At 35.0% G+C, this 13,032-nt stretch carries 11 protein-coding genes; 1 reads left to right on the top strand and 10 read right to left on the bottom strand.

Going from position 1 to position 13,032, the window contains the following annotated elements; genetic code table 11:
• Window positions 1-3 precede the first annotated feature (3 nt).
• The 8 genes from CDZ94_RS03185 to CDZ94_RS03160 form a co-directional block, all read right to left on the bottom strand.
• Entirely contained in the window at window positions 4-1,200 is a 1,197-nt protein-coding gene (locus tag CDZ94_RS03185) for a nucleotidyltransferase domain-containing protein (RefSeq protein WP_096435086.1), read from the bottom strand.
• The gene (locus CDZ94_RS03180) at window positions 1,193-1,618 is read right to left on the bottom strand and encodes a lasso peptide biosynthesis B2 protein (protein WP_096440553.1); all 426 of its coding nucleotides are present in this window, start codon (window positions 1,616-1,618) and stop codon (window positions 1,193-1,195) included. The genes CDZ94_RS03185 and CDZ94_RS03180 overlap by 8 nt, the downstream gene beginning before the upstream one ends.
• A gap of 91 nt (window positions 1,619-1,709) precedes the next feature.
• Window positions 1,710-2,012: a lasso peptide biosynthesis PqqD family chaperone gene (locus tag CDZ94_RS03175; protein ID WP_096435085.1), complete on the bottom strand. Its 303-nt coding sequence runs from the start codon at window positions 2,010-2,012 to the stop codon at window positions 1,710-1,712.
• Window positions 1,984-2,940: a phosphoenolpyruvate carboxykinase (ATP) gene (locus CDZ94_RS03170; protein ID WP_096435084.1), complete on the bottom strand. Its 957-nt coding sequence runs from the start codon at window positions 2,938-2,940 to the stop codon at window positions 1,984-1,986. Before CDZ94_RS03170 ends, CDZ94_RS03175 begins: the two co-directional genes overlap by 29 nt.
• Window positions 2,941-3,005: 65 nt before the next feature.
• Window positions 3,006-3,161: a paeninodin family lasso peptide gene (locus CDZ94_RS21030; RefSeq protein ID WP_106408546.1), complete on the bottom strand. Its 156-nt coding sequence runs from the start codon at window positions 3,159-3,161 to the stop codon at window positions 3,006-3,008.
• A gap of 14 nt (window positions 3,162-3,175) precedes the next feature.
• Entirely contained in the window at window positions 3,176-5,116 is a 1,941-nt protein-coding gene (locus CDZ94_RS03165; protein WP_096435083.1) for an asparagine synthase-related protein, read from the bottom strand.
• Between the two features lie 297 nt (window positions 5,117-5,413).
• Window positions 5,414-5,545, bottom strand: coding sequence for a paeninodin family lasso peptide (locus CDZ94_RS21025; RefSeq protein WP_106408545.1), 132 nt, complete (start codon window positions 5,543-5,545; stop codon window positions 5,414-5,416).
• A gap of 14 nt (window positions 5,546-5,559) precedes the next feature.
• Complete coding sequence (locus CDZ94_RS03160) at window positions 5,560-7,494, bottom strand: lasso peptide isopeptide bond-forming cyclase (protein ID WP_096435082.1); 1,935 nt, start codon at window positions 7,492-7,494, stop codon at window positions 5,560-5,562.
• Between the two features lie 343 nt (window positions 7,495-7,837).
• On the opposite strand from CDZ94_RS03160, the gene CDZ94_RS03155 reads away from it, so the two are divergent.
• Window positions 7,838-10,624 (top strand): hyaluronate lyase N-terminal domain-containing protein, encoded by a 2,787-nt coding sequence (locus CDZ94_RS03155; protein WP_096435081.1) that lies wholly within the window; start codon window positions 7,838-7,840, stop codon window positions 10,622-10,624.
• Between the two features lie 61 nt (window positions 10,625-10,685).
• Here CDZ94_RS03155 and galE read toward each other — a convergent pair whose 3' ends face one another.
• Window positions 10,686-11,726 (bottom strand): UDP-glucose 4-epimerase GalE, encoded by a 1,041-nt coding sequence (gene galE / locus CDZ94_RS03150; RefSeq protein WP_096435080.1) that lies wholly within the window; start codon window positions 11,724-11,726, stop codon window positions 10,686-10,688.
• An 80-nt stretch (window positions 11,727-11,806) separates the two neighbouring features.
• Entirely contained in the window at window positions 11,807-12,994 is a 1,188-nt protein-coding gene (locus CDZ94_RS03145) for a protein kinase family protein (RefSeq protein WP_096435079.1), read from the bottom strand.
• Window positions 12,995-13,032: the final 38 nt, after the last annotated feature.

The following is a 13,032-nucleotide window of genomic DNA, read 5'->3' as shown; positions in this document are numbered from 1 at the left end:
CCCCTAGGGTAAAGCATGTTTTCTCGTCCTCTTCAACTTCCTCCAAGCCCACAAAAACGGACGTAATGGAAAGTATAAAAAATGTAGTGATTTTGGTAATGGAAGAGTTTTTGCATCTTCTGGATATGGATACATGAAACTTAAAATAAAAAGAGCTTTTTGTTTAAAAGACATTAAAGAGAACAAATGACGCTTATGATACTCTGATACTTCTTCTGGTAACGGTTCACTGTGCAAATGAATCATACTTTCTAAATAATATATGGCGGCTTGAGCTAACTTCTTTGTACGGTCCGTGCGGAATCGTTTGTTCACTTCTTTTGGCACACGTGCGTTCAATAGCTCTGTAGACAAAATGATAGCTTGACCGCCGATTTGAACAATATGATATCTTTTTAATAAATTATGAATCTTTGTCCACTCAAGCCCTTGCACAACAAGCTGATGAATATCAATCAACCACCGAAGACGAGACCAGCCATGACGAGCACCGTGTGCGGTTAGGAATAAAAATAAATCTTCCTTTCCTAATAAGTAAACAGGATGAGCTGTAGGTGTACTTTGGATTTTCCGTTTCCACAGTTCATCAAAGGTTTGTTCTGCACCTGGCCCTGGGTGTAAACGCCAGTGAATTTCAAGCTTAATTCCTTTTACTGGATGAATATATGTAACGTGATGGTGTCGCCATCTCCAGTCACTTAACACGGTTTGGATGTAGTCATCCTTTTCATATCCAAGCTTTGAAAGAAGTGCCTCAGAAGCTTCTAAATCTTCAATTGGAACGAGAAAATCTAAATCACTCGATGTTCGCAGAGAAATGTCACCATATAGCTCTTGAGCTAGCACTGGCCCTTTTAGAAATAATAACCTTATTTGATTATCATCAAAGATTTGATTCACTCTTTGCATCTCCGCACTTAGGTGAAGCATTTGAAAAGTATTTTTTTTGTACGCCACATTCATCGACGTAAAAACGGCAGCAGGAATATTATGTTTATCAAGTAATTTTAATTTTGCATTCATGAGTGGGTGAAGGCGATGGTGAAAAACTAAGTCAATAAAATGATTCCAATTGACCCCACTTGTGAGAACTTCACTATTTTCTTTAAGGTACTCTTCATTCCCTTCCTTCATTAACTCAATAATGAGCTTCAATTCTTGAGGTACATTTTTTAAATCAAGCACAGGTTTGTTAGCCATACGTTTCTCCTTGTACATTTACTCTGTTCATACTTTTGGCGTATTTTGCAACTACCGTGAATTTTTCCATGCCTTCAGAACCAGAAATAAAATAAGGTCCACTACGCAACCAAGCGTGAGCAACAAACTTACCACTCTCATCTTTAGCTGTTCCTAAATAGAGAGTGCTATCAATATTGCGCTTTTCGAGCATTTTCATGCCAGCAATAGCCTTAACAAGACATTGGCTCTCCCATAGTGTGTAGCGACTCATAATATGAATCACTAGAGAAACGCGATGAGCCGTCTCTTTATCTGATTGATTAAACGCTAATGGTGTTTCTTTTTTTTCGATACCTAAAGTAGGAGCAACTTTTGAAAAAGGTAATTTTTTTAATACACGTGCCCACCCTAAATAGTAATACGCTTCAAAAAGCATTAACTTTGTCGATGTAGGCAATTTTATAAAAGTCTTTACCTTTCGAATATTTCACACCTCTTTCAACATGATTCGGAATATTAAAAAATAGTCAAGCCTGCGTTTCCGTCAGTTCAATCAATTCTTCTTTGCGTAACATTTCTAAGAAGGATAAGACTTGCTCTTGACACACAGAATCCTCAACATCGTATTGTGCAAGCAATCCGTTAATGACCTCTCCAATTAAGATAGGCTCATTCATAAAGTCCCAAATTTCACCGCCCATAAGTCCCAAGTTGTAATACTTTCCATTCTCAACACTAAGCATGACTTTTTCTCCGTCCATATCACTTACAATATTTCCTGGTTTTTGAGTCACATAATGGTTAAGAGAAATCGATTGTTTCACTGTCATAAGTTCTCCCCCTTGTTATTGTTGATAAAATTAGTGAGGATAGATCGTGAGCTGTAAACCGAGTAACGGGCCTCTCAAGTCTAAAAAGCTCGATTTTATTCGCAATATTCACTGAGGTATTAAAATGCCACTCCATTAACCCCGACTTAGAAACTATGAAATTACGGTAAGTGTGTCTATACAAAGTGTGAAAGCGTTCAAGTTTGTATACAGGCGTTAATTCAATTTCATGATTTTCTGTTTTTACAAGTTCAAATACACCAGCTAAAGGTAGAGTTTTAATCTCGAACTGTGAAGGAATTGGCACCGCGAACTTAGTTTCCCTGTCGACTATTGGAGTAAATCCTTTGGAATCCATACCAAACGACTCCAAACTCTCCTGCCAAAGCTTCTGTTGAGGATATGCCGGGGTGACAAGAGGCAGCCCATCTTTTGATAAGGTCACCGGAATGACGTCATCACTGATAAGACTAAATCCTTTTTTTAAAAAAGCAGAAGCAAGCGTAGACTTACCAGCACCGGATTCTCCCACAATAGCATACGCCTTACGCCCAATCGCTATCGCGCTACCGTGTAAAGGAAGGATTTTTCTTTGCATTAGAATGGCTCCCATACAGGTACCAAGGAGATAAAGACGAATTTGATCTTCATTGGCTTCTTGTAGTGGGGATACCAAAATTTCATTACCATTCTGAATTGAAAAAATAGCCATTTCAGGAATTTGAAACAGGACGAGGGTTTCTTTGATAACAAAGTACTGGTTCGGTTTTGCTAATTCTGTCCAAATAGCAGTGAGATCACTTTGTTTTATGATAATATCGGCAAGATGATTTTCTAATTTTGATTGTGGTAACTCTGGTAAATGATATTCACTTGAGACGTTAAGTCCGAACGCGCTATAAACAGTTATTTTAACAGTATCTGTCATCTGTTATGTGGTCCTTTCTTGTAAATTAACCCTTATACTTTTTGAAAGTACAAGGGTTTTTCTTGTTAACTACCTAAACAGCTTGCGTTTGATCGGCCTTCATGAGTTTCCTCTTTCCCATCATCAACATCAAAACAATCAGCATTTGCATTTCCAGGACCATTCATCGTCATACTAATATCTAGAATATCTAATACAGGTTTGGACCACGTCTTTTTCACCTTTTCACCCCCTCTCAGCCAATACCCTTAAGAAACCGAAACACGATTAAGCTGCGTGTTAAAATTTTAAATTCATCTTCAAATATTAATTCAGGCCGAGGGTGGTGGCCCATTTTCGAAATAGCGTTTTTAATGACTTTTATGTTTAGAAATTCAGCTGCCCTATGGTCATAACACATTTGACCTAATTCCTCTTTAAATGAAGTCCAGCTACTAGCCATTCGATGTATGACATCCGCTCCTTGTATGCCTCGGCTCCTTTGATTTAACCTTACTTCATCAGGAAGAACATTTTTAGTAGCTCTTCTGATAAATGATCTTTCTAAACCCTGATTGACATATTGTTCATCTGGTATAGATAAACAGAAACGTATCACTCTTAAATCGTTTGTAGGATCGCGATCCCACATTGAATACCGTAAAGACATTTTCGTTCCAACAACTCCACTTTTGTTCCAAGCAAAAAGATCTTTGAAATACTTCATTCTATAATCGGATAAGTTAGCTATGGAATTTTCATTTACCTTTACTCCATATTCGTAAAGGATTTCAAAAACATTCGTCTGCCTTGCAAATGATGGATTAATAACCATCGGAAATTGATAAGAGCTATTCTGTGGTCGAAAATGAGACCGGAAAGCCCTTTTTACAATGAACGGAATGACAACTGATTTTCCTGTATTAAAGTTTTTACAATAATCATCTAATTCACGATATAAGCGAACCCATTTAAATTTTTTTAGCAGATTAGTATAGTAATTGTACGTTAACTTCAAAGATCCCCAAGAAATAGAGTGATTCCCTCTCGCTCCATTTAAGAGAATCTTAATGCCTTTGCGATGCGCTTCTTCATTGATCCCTTTTAGCCAAAAAGAATTCTCGAAGAATTTATACGGCATTTCCATTATTTCGAGGAAGTCATCTACTTCAGATAGCGGATTCTTTCCCTCGAAGCTCAAATATTGCTCATTTATATTCCCAACGTGAGCGACGGTTTTTTTTATTAATGGTCTTTCGTTTGCATTATAATAAGATGATGTCCAATCTTTAAAACTCTCTTCTGGAATGTAACTAAACGTGTGTAATCGTTTATTCTCTTTTTGTAATTCTTTTGCAGCAAAACTAACAACAGAACCAGAATCTAATCCACCGCTTAAATGAGACCCCACTTCTCCATGAGTTCTAATTCTATCGGTAATCGCTCTTTGAAAAACTTCGCGAAAAGCTTCTTCATATTCTTCATTTGATTTAAGCTTTAACTTACTATTAACCTCAATTGCGCAATATCTAGAGAGAGTGATTCGACCATCGATAAGTGTAATGCTGTGAGAAGGAGGTACTTGTTGAACTGATTGATAAACAGTTGAGACCATATCTGCTGCTTCAACCATACTGGGAATAGCAATAAATTGAGCGAGCCAATCTTCATTTAATTGCTTTTTTACGTACGGTAGTTTAAATAATGGTTCAATTGTTGTTGAGAAGGCAAACCGGTTATGGTTACGAAAAAAATAAAGAGTACGAGCTCCAGAGAAATCCCTTGCACCAAAAAGTTTTTGCTGTTTTTCATCCCAAATCATGAAAGCAAAATCACCTAGAAGCTGTTTAGCTACATTCTCTCCCCACTTTTCGTAAGCAAGTAGGATCAACTGAGAATCCGTCATGTCTTTTCTATATTTACGGTTAACTTGTAAACTCTCAAACAATTCTTTTCGATTGTCAATAATGGCATCAGCCGCAATAACTAACTGTCTTTCATAATCATAATAAGGTAATTGTTCACCCACTGACTCAGGTGTGATCCATTGGTTAAGGCATCCCATAAATACGGGTCCTTTTTGCCAAGAGTGGAGAGCATCCGCCGGGTATCGATTAAAGCTTTCTATTAGTGTTTTTGAATGATCGTAAGGAATAAGTTCTTTATTAAAATGAATAATACCAGTAATTGCCCCCATGTGACCCCCTTGGATCTTCAGACATTTTTTACACAAAAGTGCGTTATAAAGAACAAGAAAGGTAAAAATAAAATCCGATGTCGTTTTCACTATAAAATTCTTTATAAAGAACAATGTAATTGACTTTAATTTAGCATTACTACCTAAAGATGTCAATAAAAATCATCATGAATTTCAGCTAATCAATACTAAAATAACCCCTTTGCATATAGATACAAAGGGGCTGCCGACCATGGATTCCTTCGATCTAACTACTTACAAATCATTGATTAACATTCAGCCACTTTCACTTGATTTTTAACTCCAAGTTAAATCGTCTCTGTGAGTCCCATCCTCGTATGTTTGATCTAAATAATCACCACTATCTGGATTTGCCATTGTCTTATCAATACTAAGTTCTTCGAGTACTGGTTTCTGCCACTCTTTCATAGTTTCACCTCCTCTCAAGAAAACCTTTTAATAAAACGAGATACAATTAAACTACGCATTAAAATCCTGTAATTAGGATCTGTTGCCTTCTCAGGCTTTGCTCCCTCAATAGCCTTAGAATATGCATCCTTTAGTACTTGGCCATCGATAAATTGTAAAATTCGATCGTCAGTAACCAAGTTTTTGATTTCTTCGATAAAGGCGTCCCAATATGGGGACATTCGATGCACCCAGTCTGCTCCCTGAACACCTCTTGTTCTTTGATTTAACCTTACTTTGTCTGGCAGGTAATTTTTTGTTGATCTTCTAATAAGTGCCCTGTCAACCCCTCTTTGTACAAACTGTTCTTCAGGAACAGATAAACAAAAGCGAATGACCCGTAAATCATTGGTAGGATCACGCTTTGCTAATGAATAGCGTAAAGATAATTTTGCTGTTAGGGTATTGGTCGAATTCCAATGAAAAACATCGTTAAAATGTCTTTTCCTTTGTTCGAATAGGTTATTAATAGTAAACCACCCGGTTTTATCTAACCCATAGTGACTTATTTTTTTATACACTTTTGTTTTCTCTGCAAATGCAGAATTAATTAACGTTGGGTACCTATAAGCTGGTCCGTTTGAATTGAGCTTTTTTAAACTTGGAAATGCTATTTTCATGAGAACAGGAATCCTTCGCAATCTCGGACCACCTACGTTTTTGCTGTATTGGTCCAGTTCCTGAAAAAGTTTTTTAAACTTTAGCTTCCTTAACAAAACAGCATAATAGTCCAGGGCATGCCCCCATGAAATAGAGAAGTTCCCCCTGCCGCCATCTAACAGAACACCAACTCCATTATCACTCGCTTTTTCAAATACACCTTTTATCCAAAACGAGTTTTCAAAATACTTATAAGGCATTTCAAGCATATCTATGAAACTATCGATTTGTGAAAAAGAATTTTCTCCTTCAAAATCTAAATAAGAGTCTTTAATACCAGTAATATACCGAACGGTTGATTTTATAAATGGAGTTTCATCTGGAATTAACCGTTTTGAAGTGTAATCTTTAAAATCCTTTGGTGGGATATAACTATATGTAAGTAATTGTTTGTTTTTAGTGTTTAAGGTTTTTGCAGCAAAACTTGCTACTGCTCCTGAGTCTAATCCACCACTTAAATGAGATCCGACTTTACGGTATGTTCTTAATCGTGCATTCACCGATTTTTGAAATACATCTTGGAATGCTTCGACATATTCTTCGCCTGACTTTAGGTTTAACCTCTCTTCTTGTGTAAATGAAATATATTTATTTAATCTCACACCTTTACTATTCGCAATAAAAATATGTGATGGAGGTATTTGTTCTATATTTTTATATGGAGTTAAAGATGCATCTACAGAGTCAACTGGTCCTGAGATTGCCAGATACTCGGCAAGCCAGTATTCATTTAGTTGTTCCTTAATAAATGGTAATGCGATGAGTGGCTTTATTGTTGTACTAAAAGCCGTCCGGAAATGATCGTGGTAAAAATAAAGGGTCCGAGTACCCGAAAAATCCCTAGCTCCAAATAGCTTTTGTTCTTTTTCATCCGATATCATAAATGCAAAATCACCAATTAAGTGTTTAGGACAATCTTCTCCCCACTTTGAGTATGATAGTAAAATTAATTGACTATCCGACATTGCTTGCATTTCGTGGTCTATGTTCAATTTGCAAAATAATTCTTCCCTGTTATCGATAATTGCGTCTGCCGTGATGGATAACTTTCTTTCGTAATCGTAATAGGGATTCTTTTCACCAATGGACTCAGGTGTAATCCACTGCGAGTGACATCCTAAAAAGGTATTATCTTTATGCCATATTTGTACATCGTTAGTTGGAAATTTTAAAGCACTCAATATATGATCAATTTGGTCCAGCGATACAGGTTGTTGGTTTGCGTTATAAATCCCATATATAGCGCTCATAGTCTCCTCCTACACATACTTTATTCTTTTGTTCTTAGTAAAGAACATAACACTCCATATTGACCGTTCTTTATAACGAACACCATAAATATATGTTATCAATTTATTTGGAGATTGTCAATTGAAAATGGTGTATTTAATTAGTCTCAATAAACATTTTTATCATGTTGTATGAATTATTTTTAATAAAAAGTCCAATCCCTTGAATAATTTGAAAATAGTATAAATAGTAATATGAATTCTTTATAAAAATGGTAGGCAGATTTGAAAGTAATATACTTTATTTTATTGGCTGTTTATTAGGAGTTATAAAAAATAAAGACTGTCGGAGGTCGATTTTAAAATGGTAAATAAAATACAAATTAAAAAGAGTTTAAAAGCTGATTTAAAAACGTTAGATGTTGGGGAATTTTGTTTTTGTACCGATACTGGTGAATTATTTATTGGTTCCGATCACGGAAATATTGAAATTTCAAAAAAAGAGGAAATTGGTCAATTATCAGATCTTACTACTACTGATAAAACTAACATAGTTACTGCCATTAATGAACTAAAAGAAAATAGCATTCATAAAGCTGCATCAACCATTACCCATAATCATTCAACAGCTGACATTTTAGACTTGGACACTACCGTAAAATATCATGATGATATATTTTCCTACGATGAGACAAGCGGTAAGTTTGTTTCCAAAGCATTATCTGCCATTGGTTCAAATCGTTTAGATAATCTAAGTGACGTAGATACAAATACTCAGCAACCGGTAGATGGGAATACCCTAAAGTACGAAGATGGAAAATGGCAGCCACGGTTACTCAGTGATTCAATTAGTGGAATTTATTTTGTTGAGCTAGAGCGTTGGGGCATTAAAAATAACAAAACAGACCCAATTGCTACTGTTAATGGGCTAAATAATGCATTTATATGGGCCTATGAATCAGGCTATTCTCATGTCATCTTACCTAAAGGCGAGTATTTAATATCACATACACAAAGTATTATACCTCAAAGTAATACGTACTATGATTTCAATGGTTCTAAAGTTTATATGGAACCTAATGATAAAGAAAGTTATTCCATTATGAGAATTGGCTCCACAGATTCTACTAAAAAAACACATCATATCACCATTACAAATGGGGAATTTATAGGTGATAGATATGAACATGATTTTTCATCTGGAGGTACTCATGAATGGGGCCACTGTATCACATTAAAGGGACACTGCAAATTTATTAAGATAAATAATTGTATTATAAGAGATGCAATTGGAGACGGTCTGTTTAGTGAGTATAACTATGATGTTTGGTTATATCCAAAAGAGAGTGACTTTGAATTAGGTGGAATTAGTAAAGCTGATGGTTTAAAAATTGATTCTACAACAACGATCAGATCTAAAACTCCTTTTAATGTAGCCCATTTTAGAGTGACGAATAATGATGGCAAATTTATGTTAACTGGCAATGGTTACGGAAGCCTACCTGGTATTAATACTGAGATGTTTGATATATATTTTTATAATAATAATAATGAGTTTATTTCGGTTGCTGAAAACAAAACTTGGTATCAAGAAGTAGATAGACCTTTAAATGCTGAAACAATGCACTTTGTTTTAAAACAAAACACGATCTCTAATATAGCATTTGAAGTCCGGGCAGAACCTAGACCAGAGTTTGTTTATCTAGAGAATTGTGAAGTGATGTATAACCGAAGAGTCGGGATAGCGGCCTCTGGCACGAGATTCTTCTATATATTAAATAATAGCATCCACCATAATACTGGTTATGTGGGGGGCGCTATTGATATTGAAGATGGATATAGAACAAATCAAAACTTCTATATTATCGGAAATAAATGTTATGGGCATGGCATAAACGACGTAATAATAATTGGAGCCTATTATATAACCGTCTCAAATAATTCATTTGAATCAAACTTCGGAGGTTCAGGAAAGTTTTGGACTGTGAACAGTAATAGCTTTAAACAATCTGGTGGTAGTATAACTGCTAGTGATGTAATATTTATAAATAACCATTCACATGATTCCAGGTTTTTATTTGGTGATACAAATAGAGGAAAGAATATTCTAATAACCGGTTGTGTTTTTACTAATTCCAGCGTTGTCTTAAATCAAAGTGAACCATTCGCTATCAGTATTATTGGATGTAGTTTTTATAACGATATAAACAAGTACAAAAGTGGATCGTTATCTAGTCGTAATAACATTGCCAAAATACAAAATGTTATAATATCGGGTCGAGAAAATAGTGGGCATACAATTCTTGCTACAGATGGTAGCGTGATTGAGGATTCAACTTTTATTAACCCTACACTAAATGGCTCTTTTTGGAATATTTATAAAAATTGTATATTTGATTCACCTGCAGCCCTTACTACAGTGAATGCAGCTGAAAGAAAACTCACTTTTAAGGAATGTAACTTTACTGTATCGTCGAGATTCATTACATTTAATAGTCCTCTATCTATTCTTGAATTAAATAATTGTAATATAGATGTATTGAGTAATTCTGTCGATTTTATTAGCATTACTGCTGCTGCGAGAGTAAATATAACTCATTGTACTTTTAATGCAGAATCTGCAACTTCTGGTGCTTTTTTTAACTCTAGTGGATTAAACATGGCATACACCATTTTTAAAGATAACCTTTTTAAAGGTACATCAACTAATGTTAGACCTGTTCGTTTTGATTGGAAACTAACTGTTGAACCAACAGTTTACGATAACAACCAAATTGAAGGTATTGGTTCCATTCCTTACATTATTGGTGATACCTATGAATTGGGAAGCTCTACATTAAGACCTCAAAAAAAATTGAAAGAGGGTATGAATTATTTTGATACCACTTTAGGTAAGCCAATCTTTGTAAAAAGTACTGGGAGCACAAGCTTATTTACTAACGAACCTTCAGTTCGAAATAAAGCATATAGATTAGGGTATTTAGTATTAGAAAATGGGAAAATACACGAATGTACTACCGCAGGTACTACAAATAATATAAAACCCAATTTTAGTACTACACTTGACGAAACAACAGTTGATGGTTCTGTAACTTGGACTTGCAAAGGTGATTCTGCAGTTTGGGTAGATGCATCTGGAAATGTAGTTTAGTAATTAAATTAGTAAGACCCCAAATGGAAAAAATAAAAAAAGTTAAGTATTCTTAATTAGCTTAATTTTTAAATGCCCCCGCTTCTTCTGTACATTTATATCCATTTGGGTTCTTTGATTGCCAGTGCCATGTATCTATACACATTTCAACTATCCCTTTTTTTGCCTGCCAATTTAGCTCTCTTTTTGCCTTTGATACATCCGCATAGCTTTCAGCAACATCACCTGCTCTTCTTTTTACTACTTTGTATGGAATCTTTTGGCCACTAACGTTTTCAAATACTTGAGTCAATTCCATTACACTGTATCCCGATCCGGTCCCTAAATTATAGGCCTCTATTCCATTATCTAGTATCACTTTTTCTATCGCTTTTAAGTGCCCTACGGCAAGGTCAACCACATGGATATAATCACGAATCCCAGTACCATCCTTCGTTTCATAATCGTCCCCATAAACTTGCAGTTCATTTAATTTACCAACTGCCACTTGACTGATGTACGGCATAAGGTTGTTTGGAATGCCGTTTGGGTCTTCACCGATTTTACCACTCCTATGAGCCCCAACTGGGTTAAAGTAACGAAGCAACGCGATACTCCATTCGGGATTAGATGAGTGTAGGTCCTGTAAGATGTCCTCAATCATGAGCTTAGACCTTCCATAAGGATTTGTTCCATTTAAAGAAAGGTTTTCACGAAAGGGTGTCTGATTATTTTGACCGTAAACGGTAGCAGAAGAACTGAATACAAGATTACGAACGTTAAACTTATCCATTACCTCACACAATGTTAATGTTCCAGCCACATTGTTTTGATAATAGCGCAGAGGTAAGGAAACCGATTCACCAACAGCTTTCAATCCAGCAAAATGAATGACGGCATCAATCTGATTCTCAGAAAAAACTCTTCCTAAGGTTTTTCCGTCTTTTAAATCTGTTTCACAGACTTCAAATAATTTACCGGTAATCTCTCTTACTCTCTCAAGCGCTACAAGTTTGCTATTTGAAAAGTTATCAACTACAACAATTTCATGCCCTGCATTCAATAATTCCACACATGTGTGTGTGCCGATATAGCCTGCACCGCCAGTTACTAGTATTTTCATGAATTAACCCCCTCATTTTGTTACTATAGAAAATCAACGAGCATCGTGAAGGTAGCTGCCGGCTTATTCTTTCTTATCTTTCAAGAAAAGACACTCCTCCTTTTTAGGGTAGTGTCTTTTGTGGAAGTGTGTTTTTCAAAGTTTTTGAATCGCTTAATCCATAATACACACTCTGTTATTGGTTTTTCTTGTAAATTTGTATTTAGTTTTAATGCAAGGACCTCAAGGTAAAATAGATTACGGTATAAATTGCTACTCACAATAAAACTTTGACTCTCCAAAGGTGAATTTTTACTTAATTCTTCACTGAACTTTTTAAAACTATTTTCAATATTCCTTTTTAAAAAAATGATTATTTGATTATTCCGATTACTATAATTATGACTTGTTAAAGCAAACATAAAGAACGAAAAGAAGAAGTCAAAAAAACAACTCCTAAAGTTCGTTGTTGTCCAATCTATTACCTTAAATTCCTTCTTATCAATGAGTATATTGCCTTCCCAAAAATCCCCGTGTGAGAACACCTCAATAATCCGCGTATTATCAGAATAAGTACGTAGTCTCTTTTCTGTATCAAATACAAAGTTTTTAATCAAAGCATTATGTTTTTGATTATTATCATTTGTATTTTCACTAAGGTAACTTTTAATGGTTTGCAATATATGAGATTTATATTCCTCCAAATAAATAACCCTCGGTTGTGTTGAATTCATTATACTTATTAGTATAGGAAATGTTAGAGAATTGTATTTTGTTACCTCACCTTTGGTAAACTCTGGTCTTCCTGAATTTACATAATCTTCGACTAACATGCGTTTCCGCTTGCTGAAATGTAATACTTCAGGGGATAATGGGCAAAGATTACTCTCTAATATACTGTCAACTCTATCATTGACTTTCTGACAGTCTAATTTTTGTGGAAAGATCGTTGTAACTTTTTTTTCCTTAAAATTAAAAACCTTATACTCTCCTTGACGTAATTTCAGTAGACATATCCCTTTACAACTACTATAAATTGAAGGTATTAAATTATTATTTTTTAATCTATTTCTTTGTTTATAGAACAAAAAAGTAAACTGGATAATTCTAATAACTCTTAATATAAACCTAGGAAGCGCGTTAACAATATTACTCCTTGTTTTTCTCTCGAATAAGGTAAATGGTTTGGCATACTTTAATAACATGGGAAATAATTTTTTTATCCTAATATCTTTGTTTACATAAAGAGATGATTCGACTTCTATAAAACAAATATCTTCTTTCTTCATTTTCATCCCCCTTGTCTTCACCAAATATTTTATTCCCT

Origin of the sequence: Alteribacter populi (assembly GCF_002352765.1) — a bacterium.
Lineage (GTDB): Bacteria > Bacillota > Bacilli > Bacillales > Salisediminibacteriaceae > Alteribacter > Alteribacter populi.
This window is presented reverse-complemented; position numbering and strand designations above follow the sequence as displayed.